General features: G+C 68.3%; 19 protein-coding genes. 12 read left to right on the plus strand and 7 right to left on the minus strand.

What is annotated here, in order from left to right; genetic code table 11:
• Window positions 1–80 precede the first annotated feature (80 nt).
• The 5 genes from AC5P88_RS05055 (at window position 81) to AC5P88_RS05075 (ending at window position 4,814) form a co-directional block, all read left to right on the plus strand.
• A complete protein-coding gene (locus tag AC5P88_RS05055) occupies window positions 81–719 on the plus strand; it encodes a PepSY-associated TM helix domain-containing protein (RefSeq protein ID WP_106549249.1) in 639 nt (212 codons plus the stop codon).
• A gap of 26 nt (window positions 720–745) precedes the next feature.
• The gene (locus AC5P88_RS05060; RefSeq protein ID WP_099590125.1) at window positions 746–1,264 is read left to right on the plus strand and encodes a DUF2271 domain-containing protein; all 519 of its coding nucleotides are present in this window, start codon (window positions 746–748) and stop codon (window positions 1,262–1,264) included.
• Between the two features lie 121 nt (window positions 1,265–1,385).
• On the plus strand, window positions 1,386–2,189 hold the full coding sequence (locus tag AC5P88_RS05065) for a DUF4198 domain-containing protein (protein ID WP_495224491.1): 804 nt from the start codon (window positions 1,386–1,388) through the stop codon (window positions 2,187–2,189).
• A gap of 52 nt (window positions 2,190–2,241) precedes the next feature.
• Window positions 2,242–3,213: an FAD:protein FMN transferase gene (locus AC5P88_RS05070; protein WP_495224493.1), complete on the plus strand. Its 972-nt coding sequence runs from the start codon at window positions 2,242–2,244 to the stop codon at window positions 3,211–3,213.
• Window positions 3,210–4,814 carry a sulfite reductase subunit alpha gene (locus AC5P88_RS05075; RefSeq protein ID WP_495224494.1) on the plus strand — a complete coding sequence of 535 codons (1,605 nt, stop codon included), beginning with the start codon at window positions 3,210–3,212 and terminating at the stop codon, window positions 4,812–4,814. Before AC5P88_RS05070 ends, AC5P88_RS05075 begins: the two co-directional genes overlap by 4 nt.
• A gap of 136 nt (window positions 4,815–4,950) precedes the next feature.
• Here AC5P88_RS05075 and AC5P88_RS05080 read toward each other — a convergent pair whose 3' ends face one another.
• The 4 genes from AC5P88_RS05080 to AC5P88_RS05095 all read right to left on the minus strand — a co-directional run bounded on the left by AC5P88_RS05080 (window position 4,951) and on the right by AC5P88_RS05095 (window position 8,085).
• A complete protein-coding gene (locus AC5P88_RS05080; RefSeq protein WP_495224496.1) occupies window positions 4,951–5,556 on the minus strand; it encodes a HutD/Ves family protein in 606 nt (201 codons plus the stop codon).
• A gap of 34 nt (window positions 5,557–5,590) precedes the next feature.
• Window positions 5,591–6,316, minus strand: a complete 726-nt coding sequence (locus tag AC5P88_RS05085; RefSeq protein WP_004147404.1) for a murein L,D-transpeptidase catalytic domain family protein — start codon at window positions 6,314–6,316, stop codon at window positions 5,591–5,593.
• 16 nt (window positions 6,317–6,332) lie between these two features.
• Window positions 6,333–7,406, minus strand: coding sequence for a L,D-transpeptidase (locus AC5P88_RS05090; protein WP_495224497.1), 1,074 nt, complete (start codon window positions 7,404–7,406; stop codon window positions 6,333–6,335).
• Window positions 7,407–7,758: 352 nt separating this feature from the next.
• Entirely contained in the window at window positions 7,759–8,085 is a 327-nt protein-coding gene (locus tag AC5P88_RS05095; protein ID WP_239503787.1) for a ComEA family DNA-binding protein, read from the minus strand.
• Window positions 8,086–8,285: 200 nt separating this feature from the next.
• Here AC5P88_RS05095 and AC5P88_RS05100 point away from each other — a divergent pair, with 200 nt between their 5' ends.
• From AC5P88_RS05100 to murU, 4 genes are all read left to right on the plus strand, one after another.
• Window positions 8,286–9,779 carry a M20 family metallopeptidase gene (locus AC5P88_RS05100; protein ID WP_099553086.1) on the plus strand — a complete coding sequence of 498 codons (1,494 nt, stop codon included), beginning with the start codon at window positions 8,286–8,288 and terminating at the stop codon, window positions 9,777–9,779.
• Window positions 9,780–9,849: 70 nt separating this feature from the next.
• A complete protein-coding gene (locus tag AC5P88_RS05105; RefSeq protein ID WP_005415577.1) occupies window positions 9,850–10,119 on the plus strand; it encodes a GlsB/YeaQ/YmgE family stress response membrane protein in 270 nt (89 codons plus the stop codon).
• Window positions 10,120–10,183: 64 nt separating this feature from the next.
• Complete coding sequence (locus AC5P88_RS05110; protein ID WP_495224499.1) at window positions 10,184–11,209, plus strand: aminoglycoside phosphotransferase family protein; 1,026 nt, start codon at window positions 10,184–10,186, stop codon at window positions 11,207–11,209.
• Window positions 11,206–11,916, plus strand: coding sequence for an N-acetylmuramate alpha-1-phosphate uridylyltransferase MurU (gene murU / locus AC5P88_RS05115; protein ID WP_106549240.1), 711 nt, complete (start codon window positions 11,206–11,208; stop codon window positions 11,914–11,916). The genes AC5P88_RS05110 and murU overlap by 4 nt, the downstream gene beginning before the upstream one ends.
• A gap of 498 nt (window positions 11,917–12,414) precedes the next feature.
• Here the strand turns inward: murU and hda are convergent, their stop codons facing one another.
• The 3 genes from hda to AC5P88_RS05130 are packed head-to-tail and all read right to left on the minus strand — an operon-like array spanning window position 12,415 to window position 15,427.
• The gene (gene hda, locus AC5P88_RS05120; protein ID WP_106551082.1) at window positions 12,415–13,122 is read right to left on the minus strand and encodes a DnaA regulatory inactivator Hda; all 708 of its coding nucleotides are present in this window, start codon (window positions 13,120–13,122) and stop codon (window positions 12,415–12,417) included.
• Window positions 13,122–14,291, minus strand: coding sequence for an AI-2E family transporter (locus AC5P88_RS05125; RefSeq protein ID WP_106551083.1), 1,170 nt, complete (start codon window positions 14,289–14,291; stop codon window positions 13,122–13,124). Before AC5P88_RS05125 ends, hda begins: the two co-directional genes overlap by 1 nt.
• The gene (locus AC5P88_RS05130) at window positions 14,288–15,427 is read right to left on the minus strand and encodes a DUF2066 domain-containing protein (RefSeq protein ID WP_495224500.1); all 1,140 of its coding nucleotides are present in this window, start codon (window positions 15,425–15,427) and stop codon (window positions 14,288–14,290) included. The genes AC5P88_RS05125 and AC5P88_RS05130 overlap by 4 nt, the downstream gene beginning before the upstream one ends.
• Window positions 15,428–15,526: 99 nt before the next feature.
• Here AC5P88_RS05130 and purM point away from each other — a divergent pair, with 99 nt between their 5' ends.
• From purM to AC5P88_RS05145, 3 genes are read left to right on the plus strand one after another with little or no spacing between them, the layout of a single operon-like run.
• Complete coding sequence (gene purM / locus AC5P88_RS05135; protein WP_049427462.1) at window positions 15,527–16,585, plus strand: phosphoribosylformylglycinamidine cyclo-ligase; 1,059 nt, start codon at window positions 15,527–15,529, stop codon at window positions 16,583–16,585.
• Between the two features lie 21 nt (window positions 16,586–16,606).
• A complete protein-coding gene (locus AC5P88_RS05140) occupies window positions 16,607–17,095 on the plus strand; it encodes a hypothetical protein (RefSeq protein WP_106551085.1) in 489 nt (162 codons plus the stop codon).
• A complete protein-coding gene (locus tag AC5P88_RS05145) occupies window positions 17,092–17,514 on the plus strand; it encodes a hypothetical protein (RefSeq protein WP_106551086.1) in 423 nt (140 codons plus the stop codon). Before AC5P88_RS05140 ends, AC5P88_RS05145 begins: the two co-directional genes overlap by 4 nt.
• The last annotated feature ends 14 nt before the right edge of the window (window positions 17,515–17,528 follow it).

The raw sequence follows: 17,528 nt of genomic DNA on the forward strand, positions 1-17,528 counted from the left end.
GGGATACAGAACGACACGCAATTGCGAGCTATTCTCATCAATGATGTAATGGGCAGTCCCCGTCCGCCTCGAACCGTGCCGTGAGCCGTCCTGCCTCTTCCACCGTGCAGCAGCAACAAAGCCGTGGCTTCTGGCTGCGGACGCTGCACCAGTGGCACTGGATCAGCTCGGCGGTGTGCCTGATTGGCATGCTGCTGTTCGCGGTGACCGGCCTGACCCTCAACCACGCGGCGAAGATCGAGGCCAAGCCACAGGTGCAGAACCAGCACCTGGAACTGCCGGCCGATCTGCTCAGCCAGCTCGGCACGCGCGAAGACGGCAATGCGCCGATCCCGCGTCCGGCCCGGCAATGGCTGGATACACAGCTGGGCATCGCCATCGGCGGTCGCCCCGCCGAGTGGTCGGCCGAAGAGATCTACCTGTCGCTGCCACGCCCCGGCGGCGACGCCTGGCTGAGCATCGATCGCGAAACCGGCGCGGTGGAGTACGAATCAACCTCGCGCGGCGTGGTGTCCTACCTCAACGACCTGCACAAGGGACGCAACGCGGGCCCGGCGTGGGGCTGGTTCCTGGACCTGTTCGCCGTGGCCTGCCTGGTGTTCTGCATCACCGGCCTGTTCCTGCTGCACCTGCATGCGCGGCAACGGCGCATGACCTGGCCGCTGGTCGGCCTGGGCCTGATGATCCCGCTGCTGATCGCCCTGCTGCTGATCCACTGACTTTCCCTCGTTTCCGGAGCCGCCCCATGCGCGTCACCCTGACCATCGCCCTCAGCGGCCTGCTGGCCACCTCGCCGGCCTATGCCGCCACCCTCGACATCAACGTCGAAGTGCCCAAGCTCAACGTGGCCGAATACCACCGCCCGTATGTGGCGGTGTGGCTGGAAGGCGCCGACCAGAAGGTCGCGGCCAACCTGTCGGTCTGGTACCAGCAGACCAGCAACAGTGAGGGCCACGGCACCAAGTGGCTGCCCGACCTGCGCCAGTGGTGGCGCAAGAGCGGCCGCACCCTGCAGGTGCCGGTGGACGGCGTGACCGGCCCGACCCGCCCGGCCGGCAAGCACGCGCTGTCGTTCAACGACAAGCAGCCGGCACTGAAGCAGCTGGCACCGGGCAACTACACCCTGGTGGTGGAAGCGGTGCGCGAAGTCGGTGGCCGCGAACTGCTGAAGATCCCCTTCACCTGGCCAGCCACCGCCGCGCAGAACGGCAAGGCGCAGGGCGCCACCGAACTGGGCCAGGTCACCCTCGCCGTCAAACCGTAATTGTCTGAGCCGGGGTCGGATCCCTTCCACAGGAAGGGCTCTGACCCCATCGCCACATCCCCGGGGTCAGAGCCCTTTCCGTTGGAAAGGGATCCGACCCCTTCCAACTGGAGTCTTCCGCATGAAGCGCACGCTCGTCCTCGCCGCCGCTCTGGCCGCTGCCCTTCCCTTCTCCGCCCTGGCCCACAAGGCCTGGCTGCTGCCCTCGCAGACCGTGATCGCCGGCAACGCGCCGTGGATCACCGTCGACGGTGCGGTCTCCAACGACCTGTTCTACTTCAACCACGTGCCGCTGCGCCTGGAATCGCTGGTGATCACCGCGCCGGACGGCAGCAGCGTGCAGCCGCAGAACGCCTCCACCGGCAAGTACCGCAGCGTGTTCGACCTGGAACTGAAGCAGGCGGGCACCTACCGCATCGCCTCGGTCAATGACGGCCTGTTCGCCACCTACGAACAGAACGGCGAGCGCAAGCGCTGGCGCGGCAGCGTTGCCACCTTCGGTGAACTGCCGAAGGATGCGAAGAAGCTGGAAGTGAGCCAGTCGGTCGGCCGCGTGGAGACCTTCGTCACCAACGGTGCGCCGAACGCCACCGCGCTGAAGCCGACCAACCGCGGCATCGAACTGGTGGCTGTCGGCCATCCGAACGACCTGTTCGCCGGCGAGGAAGCCACCTTCCGCGTGCTGGTCGATGGCAAGCCGACCGCCGGCCTCGAATTCGAGATCGTGCGTGGCGCCACCCGCTACCGCAACGCGCAGGACGAACTGAAGCTGACCAGCGATGCCAAGGGTGAGATCAAGGTGACCTGGCCGGAAGCCGGCATGTACTGGCTGGAAACCGGCACCGAAGACAACAAGACCTCGGTGAAGCAGGCCGCCAAGCGCCGCCTCAGCTACGTCGCCACGCTGGAAGTGCTGCCGCAGTAATGGGGACCGCGATGCCGGGCATACCCCGGCATCGCAGCCGCAACGCCTCACCATGACCGATTCCCTGCTCGACATCGCCCGCCTCGGCGGCACCACCATGGGCACCACGTGGAGCGTGTCGCTGGTCGCGCCGCGCCGGCGCGACCTGCACCCGCTGCACGCCGGCATCCAGGCGCGGCTGGATGATGTGGTCGCGCAGATGAGCACGTGGGACGCCGGCTCGGACCTCAGCCGCTTCAACCACGCCGCCGCTGGCCAGTGGTGCACGCTGCCGGCCGAGACGCGCCAAGTGCTGGCCTGCGCTCAGGCCATCGCCGCCGCCAGCGATGGCGCATTCGATCCCACCGTCGGCCCATTGGTGGCACTGTGGGGCTTCGGCGCCCATGCCGGTGAACGCCGCCAGCCCGATGCCGCCACGCTGCAAGCCACGCGTGAACGCTGCGGCTGGCAGCGCCTGCACTGGCAGGACGATGCACTGCTGCAGGCGGGCGGTTTGGAGCTGGATCTCTCTGCGATCGCCAAGGGGTTCGGTGTCGATCACGTCGCCGCATGGCTGCGCGATCAGGGCATCGCTGCGGCACTGATCGAGGTCGGTGGCGAACTTGCTGGCTATGGTCGCAAGCCGGACGGCCAGCCGTGGCGCGTACTGGTGGAATCGGCGCCGGAAGAAGACGCGCACACCGGAACACCACCGCGGGTGCTGGCGCTGCGCGGCAAGGCGGTCGCCACCTCCGGTGATCGCTGGCACCAGTACGAGGCCGATGGCGAGGCCTACAGCCACAGCCTCGACCCGCGTACCGGCAGACCGGTGCGCCAGGTGGCCGCCGCCGTGACCGTGGTCGCCGACGACGCCATGCACGCCGATGCCTGGGCCACCGCACTGACCGTGCTCGGCCACGAACAGGGCATGGCGCTGGCCGAACGCGAAGGACTGGCCGTGCGTTACCTGCAACGGGCCGCCGAAGGCCCCCGCGAATTCCTCAGCAGCGCCTTCCAGCGCCTGCTCGACGAGCAGGACGCATGAGCGCACGGCCGTCGCGCGCACTGCTTGGCAACGCGCTTGTACTGATCCTGCTGGCGCTGATCGCCTGGGCGCTGCTGCGACTGCATCTCGGCGAAGCCTGGTGGCAGGGTGCACCGCCGGCACGGCAATCGCAGATCGCCATCATCGCCACCGCGCTGTATGCGCTGGCCTGCGCCGCACTGTGGTGGCGTGGGCGACCACGCGACGATGCTGCCTCTGGCGACATCGCGCCGATCCTGCTGGTCTGGTCCAGCCAGACCGGCTTCGCCCGCGAACTGGCCGAACGCAGTGCCGAGGCATTGCGTGGTGCCGGCGTGCCGGTGCGCGTGCGCGGTCTGCATGAGGTCGATGCCACCTTGCTGGCCGACAGCCAGCGTGCATTGTTCATCGCCAGCACCACCGGTGAGGGCGACCCTCCCGACCACGCCCTGCCCTTCCTGCGCGGGGTGATGGCCGCGCCGCCCTCGCTGCAGCACCTGCAGTACGGCGTGCTCGCACTGGGCGACCGCAGTTACGGACACTTCTGTGGATTCGGCCATCAGCTCGACCAATGGCTGCGCCAGCACGGTGCGCATCCGCTGTTCGATGCAATCGAAGTCGACAACGCCGATCCGGCCGCGCTGCGTCACTGGCAGCAGCTGCTGGGCCAGCTCGGCGGCGGCGCCAGCGAGCTGCCCGACTGGAGCCCGGCTGAGTATCAGCCATGGACGCTGCTGCAGCGCGCACATCTGAATCCCGGCAGCCCGGGCGGCGCGGTGTACTGGCTGCGCCTGCAGCCACCGGCAGGCAACAACGCACATTGGCAGGCCGGCGACATTGCCGAGATCGGACCACAACACGCACGGGACAGTGCGCGCGCGTGGCTGGACGCGCAGGGGTTCAATGCGGATACCGTGCTGGATGATGGGCAGACGCTGCTGGCTCGCGTTGAGCGCTCGCATCTGCCTTCGCTGGTTCCGCCGGGCGACCTGCCTGCCTTGCTGGCAGCGCTGCAGCCGCTACCGCATCGTGAATACTCGATCGCCTCGGTGATGGCCGATGGCGCGGTGGAACTGTTGCTGCGCCGCCAGCTGCGCGCGGACGGCACGCCCGGCATCGGCAGCGGCTGGCTGTGCGACCACGCGGTCATCGGCGAGCCGGTGCAGCTGCGGCTGCGCCGCAACGACAACTTCCATGGCGTCGCCGCCGACGTGCCGCTGCTGTTGATCGGCAACGGCACCGGCATCGCCGGCCTGCGTGCGCACCTGCACGAACGCGCACGCAGTGGCGCGCGCCGCACCTGGTTGCTGTTCGGCGAGCGCACCGCCGCCCACGACTTCCACTTCGGTGAAGAACTACGGGCGATGCTGGCCGACGGCTCGCTGGCGCGGCTGGATGCAGTGTTCAGCCGAGATGGCGGTGCGCACCGCTACGTGCAGGACCGGCTGCTGGCCGAGGCAGCCACGTTGAAGCAGTGGATTGAGGAAGGCGCGACGATCCTGGTCTGCGGCAGCCTGCAGGGCATGGCCCCGGCGGTGGATGCGGTGATCGAGCAGGTGCTGGGTATCGACGGCAAGGAAGCGTTGCTGCTGGCCGGTCGTTACCGGCGCGATGTGTATTGAACGAACCATCGGGGTCGGATCCCTTTCCGCAGGAAAGGGCTCTGCCCCCAACCACAAATGCTCTCTGATGGGTGCGAACCGCCTCCTGGTGGGTGCGAACCTTGGTTCGCACCGTGACGCCGGGCGCGGCCCGACGCTACCCGGCGCTCGTTACCCGGATCGCCAGCAGCTCGCCGCCGCCCTGCACCGCATGACGCTGCCGTTCACCGGCTGCCAACCACGCGGTATCGCCGGCCTGCATGGCCGGCAATCCACTGTCAGCACCAAACTCGGCGTGCCCGGCCAAGAGATGCAGCGCCCAGGCCACGCCCGGTTCGCAGAAGAAGAACATCGACCCCACCAGCGGCCGGTGCAGCAGTTCGGCCTGCAGCAGCTCGCGCTTCCACATCAGGTTGAAGTCGTGGGTGGTGCCGTCCACCAGTTCGCCGTGCAGTGTTTCCTCACCCGCAAAGCGCACCCGCCCATGCGGTGGCAACACTTCGGCCACGCGGCCATCCTCGAAGCGCAGGCGCACGCCATTGCCCTGCAGCAGCACCAGCTCGCGCTCCACGCCGGGGAAGGCGGAGAACGCGGCGTCCTGCTCGATCTCGGCCACCGACAGGCGCAGCGCCCAGTCATCGCCCTGCGCGGGCAGGCGCAGGATCTCGCGGGTCCAGCCAAGTCCATTCCGCCAGCGTTCGCGACGATAGTCCAGGCTGGAAATGACCTGGCTTGGAGTGTGCAGCAGGGAGTCGATGTTCATCGGCGCATTGCATCATGCCGCGTGCCGTCGTGCATCACCGCGTGGCGAGCGTGCCCTGGCCACCACACTCCCCGCCCAGCAGCTGCGAGTGCTTCAGCCAGTCCTGATCGGGGTAATACGCGAACACCATCGTGCCACCGCGCAACGCGTCGATGAGTGGCTTGGCCACCGACAGGCGCACCGCCGGGCAGCCCAGGCTGCGGCCGAGCCGTCCCTGCAGCTGCGCGGTTGCCGGGTTCACGTAAGGCGCGCCGTGGATGACGATGGCCCGTTCCCGCGCCCGGTCGTTGAAGCCCGGTTCCAGCCCCGCCAGGCGCAGCGAATAACCGTTGCCGCCCATGTAGGTTTCCTGCGCGGTGAACGCGCCGAGGCTGGACATGAAACTGCCGTCGCGGTTGGAGAAATGCTCGGTGCGGTTCTCGCCGCTGTTGCGGCCGTGCGCCACCCATTCCTCGAACAACAGGCGCTGGTGGGCCAGGTCGAACACCCACAGCCGCGGCTCGGTGGACGGCCGCGAGTAGTCGATCACGCTGAGGCGATCACCGTTGATGCCCAGCTCCGGCCGTTGCAGTGCGCAGCGCATGGCATGCGCCGCCAGCTGCAGCACGTGGCGGTCGGCCTTGGGCGCGCTGCGCGACAGCAGGGCAGCGAGATCATCGGCAGAGGTGGCGAGGGCGGGCGTCTGTGCCAGCGCCGGGGCGCTGGCCGAGGTCGCCAGCAGGCCGAACGCGGCCAGCCGGCACAGGCGGGATGCAGTCATGGGCACAACGAGGGCGTCAGTTGCCCTTGAGGGTGGACCCTGGCGGCTCGGATTCCAAGACCGGCTGCATTCCGGATTCAGCCGGGCTTGGGCGGACCGCCGGCAGCGAGGTCACCAGCAGGGTCGTGCCCGGCACCAGCACCTGGTACAGCTGGCGGGCGAAATCGGCCGGCAGCGCCATCGGCAGCGAGGGCGTGGCCAGCAGGTCCGGCGTGGCCTGGGCCCGGTCCTGGCCCAGCAGCGGGTAGGCCGTCCACTGGTGCAGGCGCTGGTTCGCGTCCAGCGGGCTGGGGGTGTCGCTGTAACCCTGCCCCATCACGAACAGGGTGGTGCCCTGGAAGGCCGGCAGCGCGTCGGCCTTCAACGGCGACTCGCCGATCATCACACCATCGCGCAGCACGTACAGGCGCTGGTCGTGCAGGCTGACCAGGATGCCGACCTGCCCGGCCGGGGCCGCGCTGTCGTTCCACCATGCCTGGGTGGCCGCCCCCTCGGTTTCCGGCAACGCCTGCCCGCGCGCGTTCACCGGTGCCAGCACCGACGGATAGGCCAGGGTCATCGGCGAGCTCTTGGCATCGGCCACGACCACGGTATCGCCGCGCTGGGTTTCGCTGAAAAGCTTCTGCGCGAAGGCCTGTGGCAGTCGCACGCAGCCGTGCGAGGCCGGGTGCCCGGGCAGGCTGCCGCCATGCAGGGCGATGCCGTCCCAGGTCAGCCGCTGCATGTAGGGCATCGGCGCGCTGTTGTAGAGGTTGGACTTGTGGTCCTTGTCCTTCTGCAGGATGGTGAACACACCCGTCGGCGTCTCGTGCCCGGCCTTGCCCGAGCTGATCGTGGTCAGGCCGATGGCGATGCCGTTGCGGTAGACGTAGGCGCGCTGCTCATCGAGGCTGACCACCAGCACGATCGGGCCGGTCGGCGAGATTTCCGGATGCCACAGGTATTCGCCCGGCTTGAGGTCGGTCGGCCCGCGTACCTCGGCGGTGGCCGCAGCGGCAGGCTTGGCAGCCGACGGCGGCGCAGCTTGGGCCAGCAGCGGCAGGGCCAGTGCAAGGGCGAGCATCAGGGTCGTGGGGCGATGCGGAAACATCCAGCGGGTGTCCTTTCCATGCGGAGCAGCCACCGTACACCATCGACCCGTGGTGGCCGCGGCAAAACCGGGCGCCTGAAATGAAACTGCCCGGCGACACAGCCATGTGTCGTACCGGGCAATCGTTACGTCCCTGTCGGCCTGCTGCCGCCCCCTCGCATCCTGCGCTGTGGGGGTAGCGTTGCATCCTGCACGCGGCCGCGTCTGTCCTGTTTGTATCTCAGCCCCTTCCACAGGTCTGTGATGCCACCATCCTGGTGATTGGTGCCGCGTCCTGCGGCGGTCGGTGGTCACAGGCGTCCTGCCCGTGTCCGGTGAACCAGCCTCCTGCCGGTTCCGACGATTCCTGCTGTCAGCGCCTGGGTACGGTTCGCACCGGTACCGATCCGGGTACCGGATCCGCCGGCAACAGCCTGTTGCCTACGGTGATCCGCTGTCGATTCCGTTCGACGATTGCATTCCCTATTCCCTTCACCTGCGTCAGGTCCTCGACGCGATGAAACGGGCCGTGTCTGCGCCGGTGCTCGACGATTGCCTCGGCCTTGGCGGCTCCGACCATCGTCAATCCCTGCTGCAGCGCCTGGGCATCGGCGCGGTTGATGTCGATCGGTTCGGCGGCATGCGCCCCAGCGATCCCCATTACCAGTACCAGCACCCTCAACACGACAAACCAAGGCACGACGTGTATCTCCTTGTGATTCTGGCCGCCCCGACCGGCAATCCCGTCGGTAGGAACAGTGTCCGTCACCACATGTGCACAGCCTATCGGTTTCCCGGATTTCCGTAAGCCAGCCAAATACCCGACGTGATGTAGGAAAAACCCTACCCCGGCACAGGCGTAGAATGGCGCGATCACAGCCCATGCAACCGGAGTTTCAGATGGACAGCGCCAAGCTCGGCCAATTCGTCAATGACAAGTGGGACAGCGAGATCGTCCCGCAGTTGGTCGACTACATCCGCATTCCCAACAAGTCGCCGATGTTCGACGCCAATTGGGTGCAGAACGGCTACATGGAACAGGCGGTCACCCTGATGGAGAACTGGGCCAAGGCCCAGCAGCTGCCCGGCCTGAAGGTCGAAGTGGTGCGCCTGGAAGGCCGCACCCCGCTGATCTTCTTGGAAATTCCGGCCACCGGCGCCGAAACCGGCGACGACACCATCCTGCTTTACGGCCACCTGGACAAGCAGCCGGAAATGACCGGCTGGGACGACGACCTCGGCCCGTGGACCCCGGTCCTGCGCGGCGACAAGCTGTATGGCCGCGGCGGCGCCGATGACGGTTACGCCATCTTCGGCTCGCTGGCCGCGGTGCTGGCGCTGCAGGCCCAGGGCCTGCCGCACGCCCGCTGCGTGGTGCTGATCGAAGCCTGTGAAGAATCGGGCAGCTACGACCTGCCGGCCTACGTCGACCACCTGGCCGACCGCATCGGCAAGCCGTCGCTGGTGGTCTGCCTGGATTCGGGCTGCGCCAACTACGACCAGCTGTGGTGCACCACCTCGCTGCGCGGCCTGACCGGCGGCAATTTCACCGTGAAGGTGCTCAACGAAGGCGTGCATTCCGGCGATGCCTCCGGCGTGATCCCGTCCAGCTTCCGCCTGCTGCGCCAGATCCTTTCGCGCATCGAGGACCAGGACACCGGCCGCATCCTGATCGACGGCATGAACGTCGAGATTCCGGCCGAACGCCAGGAACAGGCCAAGCGTGCCGCCGAAGTGGTCGATACCGAGATCTTCGAGAAGTTCCCGATGGTCGACGGCCTGCGCCCGATGAACGAGGACCTGACCGAACTGGTGCTCAACCGCACCTGGCGCCCGGCGCTGTCGGTCACCGGCGTCGGCGGCATGCCGCCGCTGGAATCGGCCGGCAACGTGCTGCGCCCGCAGACCTCGGTGAAGCTGTCGCTGCGCCTGCCGCCGACCGCCGATGGCAAGACCTGCGGCGAGCTGCTGAAGGAAGCGCTGCTGCGCGACCCGCCGAACGGCGCACAGGTCACCCTGGACCTTGAAAAGGCGTCCACCGGCTGGAACGCCCCGGCCATGGCGCCGTGGCTGACCCAGGCCATCGACGACGCCAGCCAGGCCTTCTTCGGCAAGCCGGCGATGTACATGGGCGAAGGCGGCTCGATCCCGTTCATGGGCATGCTCGGCGAGAAGTTCCCGGGTGCGCAGTTCATGATCACCGGCGTGCTCGGCCCGCACTCCAACGCGCACGGCCCGAACGAATTCCTGCACATCCCGATGGGCAAGAAGGTCACCGCCTGCGTATCCAAGGTGATCAGCGAGCACTACGCCGCCAGCCTGCGCGGCGAGACCAGCGGTTCGCCGGTGGCCGCCGACAGCGGCACCCGCCACGGCGACCACGGCTGCTGCTGATCCGGCACCCGTGACGGACGCAGCCTGGCCTTGCTAGGCTGCGTCCCACACTCAAGCGGAATCCGCGCGCATGAATGGTCTGTTCGGCAGCAGCAGCTGGCTGTACATCCTGCTGGTGGGCTTCTTCGTCGGCCTGCTCGGGCGCTTCTTCATGCCCGGCAACAACCGCATGGGCTGCCTGCTGACCATCGTGCTGGGCATCCTTGGCGCGCTGCTGGCCGGTTGGTTCGGCCAGTACATGGGCTGGTACGCCCCCGGCGAACCGGCCGGTTTCCTCGGAGCGGTGGTGGGCGCGGTGGCCGTGCTGGCCGTCCTGCGCCTGTTCAGCGGCCGCCGCTGAGCCCGCATCCCCTTCCCTTCCTGTTCCCGACGTTGGCGCGCCCGGCGCGCCCGGATATGCCTGCATGACCGAACCCGCCTCCGATCCCCAGCGCAGCGCGCAGCGCCTGCAGTGGGCCCGTACCCAGCTCGAAGATGCGAATGCAGTGGTCGAACGCGCCTCGGTCGATGCCGGCATGCGCAGCTACTGGCGCACCACCAGCACGCGCGGCAGCCACATCGTGATGGACGCCCCGCCGGGGCTGGAAGATCCGCGGCCGTGGCTGCGCATGCGCGGCCTGCTGCACGACAACGGCCTGCGCGTGCCCATGCTGCTCGCCCAGGACCTGGAGGCCGGCTTCCTGCTGCTGGAAGACCTCGGCGGCCCGACCCTGGCGAAGATCCTCGACGAGCGCAATGCCGATGAATGGTTCGACCGTTCGATCGAACAGCTGCTGCGCCTGCAGGCGATCCCGGTGCCGGCCGACTTCGGCCAGTTCGGCGAAGCGCTGCTGCAACGCGATGCCGGGCTGTTCGATGAGTGGTTCCTGCAGCGCCACCTGAACCTGGAACTGGACTGCGGCGAGATCGAAGGCCTGCAGCTGGTGCATCGCCGCCTGATGGACAACGCGCTGGGCCAGGCCCAGCTGATGACCCACCGCGACTACATGCCGCGCAACCTGATGCCGGTCGACGACGGCCCAGCGGTACTGGATTTCCAGGACCTGGTGCGCGGCCCGATCGCCTACGACGCGGTAAGCCTGTTCAAGGACGCCTTCCTGAGCTGGCCACTGCAGCGTGTGGACGAATGGCTGGCGCAGTACCACGAGCGTGCGCGCGGTGCCGGCCTGCCGGTGCCCGACCGCGCCACCTTCCTGCGCGATGCCGACTGGATGGGCATCCAGCGCCACGTGAAGATCCTCGGCCTGTTCTGCCGCCTGCGTTACCGCGACAACAAGGGTCATTACCTGGACGACGCACCGCGCTTCATCACCTATCTGGATGAAGTGCTGCCGCGCTACCGCGAGCTGGCCCCCCTGCAGCAGCTGCTGGACGACCGCATCAAGCCGGCGCTGGCCGAACTGGCCGCACCGATGCGCGTGGCCCGATGAAAGCACTGGTCTTTGCTGCCGGCCTCGGCGAGCGCATGCGCCCGCTGACCCTGCATACGCCCAAGCCGCTGCTGGAAGTGGCCGGCAAGCCACTGATCGTGTGGCATCTGGAACGCCTGGCCGCGCTGGGCGTGCGCGAGGTGGTGGTCAACACCGCATGGCTGGCCGAGCAGTTCCCGGCGACGCTGGGCGATGGCAGCCAGTGGGGCCTGCGCCTGCACTTCATGTACGAAGGGCAGACCCCGCTGGAAACCGGCGGCGGCATCCTCAACGCACTGCCGGTGCTGGGCGACGCCCCATTCCTGGTGGTTAACGGCGACATCTGGACCGATTTCGATTTCGCCACGCTGCCGCGCGAACCACAGGGCCAGGCGCATCTGGTGCTGGTCGACAATCCGGCGCAGCATCCCAACGGGGACTACCGGCTGGACGCGCAGGGCGTGCTGCACCACGACCGCGAAGGCCCGTGCCTGACCTATGCCGGCATCGGTGTCTACCGCCCCTCCATCGTGGCCGATTGGCGCGCGGTGATCGGTGATGCGCCGGGCAGCGAGCGGCTGCCGCCGAAGTTCTCGGTGGTGCCGCTGCAGAAGCATTTCATGGCGCAGGGATTGATGACGGGGCAGCACCATCGTGGGCGCTGGACCGACGTCGGGACCGTTGATCGCCTGCGCGCGCTGGATGCTGAGTTGGCGGCGAACGGCTGAGCCCCTCGTGGCTGGTCGCTCAAATCAAAAGCCGCGCTTGGCCGGTCGGGTGGGCCATGCAGGGGACGCTGCAAGTACGTCCCTGTAAGCTCGATGGCGCCATCCATGGCGCCAACGCCCCTGCATGGCCCACCCGCCCGGCCTCTGACAGTTTCCGTGCGCGTCCAGCCACGGAAGAAAGAAAGAAAGAAAAGCAAAAGCGGGTCGCTTCGCTGCGCTTGCTCTGGTGTCGACCAAGGTCGACACCCACCACAAGCAAGGCACGTGTCAACCAAGGTCGACACCCACCAACAGCCGCGGGAATCTGTCGAAGGCGGGGTGGCTCAGGTTGCGGGGGCGTGAGCGCCATGGATGGCGCGATCGAGGCTACATGGACGTACTTGCGCCGTCCCCCGCAACCTGAGCCACCCCGCCTCCCCCCAGGAAGCCAGCTTTGGACGTTGACGTTGCTTCGGCTTCGGCGGGTGCAGGGCGCAGCCCTGCAAACAACCCCCCCCCTCAGTAACGAGGCCGGCCTTCTTCCAGCACCTGGCGCAGGAACGGCACGGTGATCCGCCGCTTCGCCGCCAGCGACTCGCGGTCCAGCCAGTCCAGCAGTGTGATCAACCCACCCAGCTCGCGCCCGGTGTGCGACAGCAGCCACTCGATGGACGCCTCGTCGATCGCCAGCCCCCGCCGCAGCGCGCGTTCGCGCAGCACCGCGGCTCGCCCTTCCTCATCCAGCGGCTGCAGCAGCACGCGCACGCACTGGCCCAGCCGTGAACGCAGGTCCGGCAGCACCAGGCCCAGCGCTTCCGGCGCCTTCTGCGCCGTGTACAGCACGGTCACGCCCGCGGCACGCGCGCGGTTGTGGAAATCGAACAGCGCGACCTCGTCCTCGCGGTTGCCGGCAACCTCGTCCAGGCCGTCCAGCGCCACCAGTTCGCGCGCCTCCAGCCCATCCAGCGCCGCACGCACGCGGCCGGCCGCACTGGCCAGCGGCACATAGGTCGGCAGGCGCCCGGCCTGCTCGGCGCTGGAACACATCGCCAGCGCCTGGTGGGTCTTGCCCGTGCCCGCCGCACCTTCCAGGTAGACCCAATCGTGGCTGGCACCCACCGCGATCGCGCGCAGCTGCGCCAGCGCGCCATCCGGCGCACCGATGAAGGTCTCCAGGCGCTGGTCCCGCGGGTAATGCAGGGCCAGCGGCAGTTGCGGCACACCCATCACTTCAGGTCGGGGCCCTTGTCGTTCGGAATGATGATATGGGGGGCATCGACCACGCCATCAAGCACGATCGCCGGCTTCTCGCCCACGTACAGCTCGCTCTGGCGGTAGCGCTGGTGCGCGTAGCGCAGCAGCACGTTGGTCACCGCCGCCACCGGCAGCGCCAGCAGCATGCCGAGGAAGCCGAACAACTGGCCGCCGGCCATCACCGCGAAGATCACCGCCACCGGGTGCAGGCCGATCTTGTCGCCGACGATGCGCGGGGTCAGTACGTAGCTTTCCAGCAGCTGGCCCACGGTGAACACCACGCCGACCAGGATCAGCAGCTTCAGGTCGAAGCCCTGCGCCTGCACCAGTGCGGCGATGATCGCCATCAGGATGCCGGTGGTCGCGCCCAGGTAGGGGATGAAGCTGATCAGGCCGGCAATCAGGCCGATCAGCAGGCCCAGCTTCAGGCCAACCAGCGACAGGCCACCGGCATAGATCACGCCCAGCGCCAGCATCACCAGGAACTGGCCGCGGATGAACGCACCCAGCACCTCGTTGGATTCACGCGCCAGCGCGCTGATGGTGCCGATCTGGTTGCGCGGAATCACCGACGCGACCCGCTCGACCAGCTTGTCCCAGTCACGCAGGAAGTAGAACGCCAGGATCGGCAGCAGCAGGATGTTGACCACCCAGGTCACCATCGCGAAGCCCGAGCGCGAGACGTAGCCCATGAACGTGGTGGCGAAGCCGCCGGCCTGCTGCCAGTGGCTGCGCACCCATTCGATCAGGCGGTCCGGGTCCAGCCACTGCATCACTTCCAGGCCGGTCTTCTGCTCGAACCAGGGAATGCCCTTTTCCATCAGCCACGCCTGTGCCTGGGGCGCGACCGCGATCAGGGTGGTGATCTGGCGCTCGATCATCGGCACCAGCACCAGCAGCAGCGCCACGATCACCAGCACCATCGCCGCGAACACCAGCACCACGCCGGTCATGCGCGAGCGGCCGGTGGCCTCGATGCGGTCCACCAGCGGGTCACCCAGCCAGGCCAGCGCCAGCGCCAGCACGAAGGGAGTCAGGATCGGCGCCAGCAGCCACACCACCCAGCCGATCAGGCCGGCGAACAGGATGTACTTCAGGCGGCGCAGGAACTGCGCGATTTCGGCTTCCGGGGTCAGGGTCATCGCAGGCGGTACTCGTTGCTGACCGGGGCGGCCACCGGGGTACCGGTGGTGTCGTCGATCGGCGTGGGCAGGGCCGGCAGCGGTGCGCTCGGCACCAGCACGCCGTTGTCGCCCAGCATGCGGTTGAAGCCGGCCAGGCCGGTGGTCATCTCCAGGCTCAGTTCAAGCTGGCCGGCCGAGGCGTGCAGCGGGGTGACGTTGCGCACCACCGGCACCTCGCGCAGGCCGGCAGCCAGGCGCAGGTAGTCGTCGGCACTGTTGATGCCGGTGACCATCACGCGGTAGGTCCCGGCCTGGCCGACGGCGGCGCCCGCCTTGGCGTAGCGCTTGACCAGCGCATCGGCGGCGCCGTCGGCACCGGCGGCCATCGCACGCATGGCGTTGGCGTCCTTGCTGGTCCACTTGTTCAGTTCGCGGCCGTTGTCGACGAACACCCAGTCCGCCTGCCAGCCGCCATTGGCGCGGTACAGCTTGCCGATCAGCTGCATCGGCGGCGAGTAGCGCGAGGAGACACGGGCCACGGCGGCACTGTCCTGGCGCCAGATCGCACCCGCCAGCGCCTGTTCGGCGGCACCACCACTGGGCAGGCCCAGCTTGTAGCCACGCTCGATGGCGCGGTTCAGCAGCGGGCGGGCGGCGTTGGCCTGCTGCACGCTGACCAGGCGCGGGCCGCTGCCATCGTCGACGGCCAGCCACAGCACCGGCTTCGGTCGCGGCTGCGGCCACAGTGGCAGGCCCAGCGCCGACACCAGCGAGTCAACGTCGTCCTCGCGGAAGCGGGCCACCAGCAGGGTACGGAAGCTGGGGGCGCCGTTGGCGCTCACGCTCTGGTCCTGCTTGTAGTCGTAGCTGGCCACGTAGTCCTTGGCGTTGCGCAGCGCCTGCACCACGCCGGGGCGGGACGTCACGCTGCGGTCGCCGGACAGCTTGCCCAGTACCACGCTCAGGGCGCGGGCTAGGGCGCCGTTGCGATCGGCCTCGGCTTGGCTGTTGACGGGCACTTCGGCCTCGTACGCGCCACTGGCGGTGGCGACATCACCCTCGGTGCGAAGGCCGCTCTGGGCCATCGTGGCCACCGGCAGGCTCAGCGCAAGGAGCAGGGTCAGAATCAGGCTGCGGCGCATCAGGACATCCATTGGCTCGACGTATCCGGGGGAATTGTTGCCCGAATACGGCCTTTGCGCCAATGCGGCCTGTTAAAATCGCCCGTTCAACCCCTGCCAGCGCCGACGCCCGTGACCAACACCCCGTCTTCCGCCCCCTCCCCCCTCACCTACCGTGACGCGGGTGTCGACATCGACGCCGGCAACGAACTGGTCGAGCGGATCAAGCCCCTGGTCAAGCGCAGCTTCCGCCCGGAAGTGATGGGCGGCCTGGGTGGCTTCGGCGCCCTGTTCGACCTGTCCAACAAGTACCGCGAGCCGGTGCTGGTGTCCGGTACCGACGGCGTGGGCACCAAGCTGAAGCTGGCCCACCAGCTGAACCGCCACGATACGATCGGCATCGACCTGGTCGCCATGTGCGTGAACGACGTGCTGGTGCAGGGTGCCGAGCCGCTGTTCTTCCTGGACTACTTCGCCACCGGCAAGCTGGACATCGACACCGCGGCGGCGGTCGTGGGCGGCATCGCCAACGGCTGCACCGAGGCCGGCTGCGCCCTGATCGGCGGCGAAACCGCTGAAATGCCCGACATGTATGCCCCGGGCGAGTACGACCTGGCCGGCTTCACGGTCGCCGCGGTCGAGAAGAGCGAGCTGAAGGACGGCGCCAGCGTGGCCGCCGGCGACGTGCTCATCGGCATCGCCTCCTCCGGCCCGCACTCCAACGGCTACTCGCTGGTCCGCCGCATCTACGACCGCGCCGGCCGCCCGGCCGATCTGGAGCTGGAAGGCGGCGTGAAGCTGGTCGATGCGCTGATGGCGCCGACCCGCCTGTACGTCAAGCCGATCCTGTCGCTGCTGAAGTCGCACGGCGAGGCCATCCATGGCATGGCCCACATCACCGGTGGCGGCCTGACCGAGAACATCATCCGCGTGGTGCCCGACGGCCTCGGCCTGGACATCCAGGCGTCGTCCTGGACCCTGCCGCCGGTGTTCCAGTGGCTGCAGAAGGAAGGCGCGGTGGCCGACAGCGAGATGTGGCGCACCTTCAACTGCGGCATCGGCTTCGTGCTGATCGTCGCGCCGGACCAGGTTGCTGCGGTGTCCGAGGCGGTCAAGGCGCAGGGCCTGGAGCACTGGACCATCGGCCAGGTGGTCACCGCCGAAGGCGCCGAGCGCGTCCACATCGGCTGAGCCCGGCAACCAGGAGCCCGCATGGACGCAACGCCCCCCTTGTCGCCCGCCCCCGTGCCGCCGCCGCTGGCGACGGTACCGCCGTTCAGCGCGCAGGATGCCGACCACCTGCGCATGCTGGCCATCGCACACTACGTGGTCGGTGGCCTGATCGTGCTGTTCTCGCTGATCTTCATCCTGCACATCGTGATCGGCATCGCTGCGTTGACCGGCAGCCTGCCGATGAAGTCCGGCGGCGAGCCCTCCTCGCCGGAGGAACAGCGCCTGATGGGCTGGGTGTTCACTGTTCTCGGCTGCGTCGTCGTGTTCGGTGGCATCGCGCTGGGTTCGTTCGTGGCCTATGCCGGCCGCTGCCTGTCCCGCCGCCGCCGCCATCTGCTGTGCCTGATCGCGGCTGGCCTGGCCTGCCTGTTCACGCCGGTCGGCACGGTGCTGGGGGTGTTCAGCCTGATCACCCTGCTGCGTCCGCAGGTCAAGGCTGCCTTCGACGCTCCCGCCACGGCCGCATGACCGCCTCCGGCAATCCACCGCCGCTGCCGCACCAGACCCTGGCGCAGCTGCAGCTGGTCAGCCATCTGCAGACACTGAGCGTGCTGTTCCATGCACTGGCCGGTTTCCACTGGGTCGCCGCAGTGGCGTTCCTTGGCCTCAGTGGATGGGTGGCCCACTCACGCGGGCTGGACGATGCCTGGATGCTGGCCTCGATCCATGCCTCGATCGCCCTGCTGGCCACCGTGCTGGGCTTCGTGCAGCTGCGTACTGCCCGCCAGCTTTCACAGCGCACCGGCCTGGCCTGGTGCCAGCGCGCGGCCTGGCTGGGCGTGCTGGCCGGCCCGCTGGGCATGGCCCTGACCGCTTATGCCTGGGTGTTCCTGTCCAAGCCGGAGATGGCTGCGCTGTTCGACCGCGGCGACCATCTCAGTGTCTGAGCCCGTGGGCAGAC

It is taken from the genome of Stenotrophomonas sp. YJH_SMC_8, from assembly GCF_059371315.1.

Bases quoted from the DNA above. Each gene is read 5' to 3' on its own strand.
- AC5P88_RS05080 (WP_495224496.1), bottom strand. From the start codon at position 5,556: ATGAACATCGACTCCCTGCTGCACACTCCAAGCCAGGTCATTTCCAGC.
- murU (WP_106549240.1), top strand. From the start codon at position 11,206: ATGAAAGCACTGGTCTTTGCTGCCGGCCTCGGCGAGCGCATGCGCCCG.
- AC5P88_RS05110 (WP_495224499.1), top strand. From the start codon at position 10,184: ATGACCGAACCCGCCTCCGATCCCCAGCGCAGCGCGCAGCGCCTGCAG.
- AC5P88_RS05075 (WP_495224494.1), top strand. From the start codon at position 3,210: ATGAGCGCACGGCCGTCGCGCGCACTGCTTGGCAACGCGCTTGTACTG.
- AC5P88_RS05085 (WP_004147404.1), bottom strand. From the start codon at position 6,316: ATGACTGCATCCCGCCTGTGCCGGCTGGCCGCGTTCGGCCTGCTGGCG.
- AC5P88_RS05070 (WP_495224493.1), top strand. From the start codon at position 2,242: ATGACCGATTCCCTGCTCGACATCGCCCGCCTCGGCGGCACCACCATG.
- AC5P88_RS05125 (WP_106551083.1), bottom strand. From the start codon at position 14,291: ATGACCCTGACCCCGGAAGCCGAAATCGCGCAGTTCCTGCGCCGCCTG.
- AC5P88_RS05100 (WP_099553086.1), top strand. From the start codon at position 8,286: ATGGACAGCGCCAAGCTCGGCCAATTCGTCAATGACAAGTGGGACAGC.
- AC5P88_RS05105 (WP_005415577.1), top strand. From the start codon at position 9,850: ATGAATGGTCTGTTCGGCAGCAGCAGCTGGCTGTACATCCTGCTGGTG.
- AC5P88_RS05090 (WP_495224497.1), bottom strand. From the start codon at position 7,406: ATGTTTCCGCATCGCCCCACGACCCTGATGCTCGCCCTTGCACTGGCC.
- hda (WP_106551082.1), bottom strand. From the start codon at position 13,122: ATGGGTGTGCCGCAACTGCCGCTGGCCCTGCATTACCCGCGGGACCAG.
- AC5P88_RS05145 (WP_106551086.1), top strand. From the start codon at position 17,092: ATGACCGCCTCCGGCAATCCACCGCCGCTGCCGCACCAGACCCTGGCG.
- AC5P88_RS05140 (WP_106551085.1), top strand. From the start codon at position 16,607: ATGGACGCAACGCCCCCCTTGTCGCCCGCCCCCGTGCCGCCGCCGCTG.
- AC5P88_RS05130 (WP_495224500.1), bottom strand. From the start codon at position 15,427: ATGGATGTCCTGATGCGCCGCAGCCTGATTCTGACCCTGCTCCTTGCG.
- AC5P88_RS05065 (WP_495224491.1), top strand. From the start codon at position 1,386: ATGAAGCGCACGCTCGTCCTCGCCGCCGCTCTGGCCGCTGCCCTTCCC.
- AC5P88_RS05060 (WP_099590125.1), top strand. From the start codon at position 746: ATGCGCGTCACCCTGACCATCGCCCTCAGCGGCCTGCTGGCCACCTCG.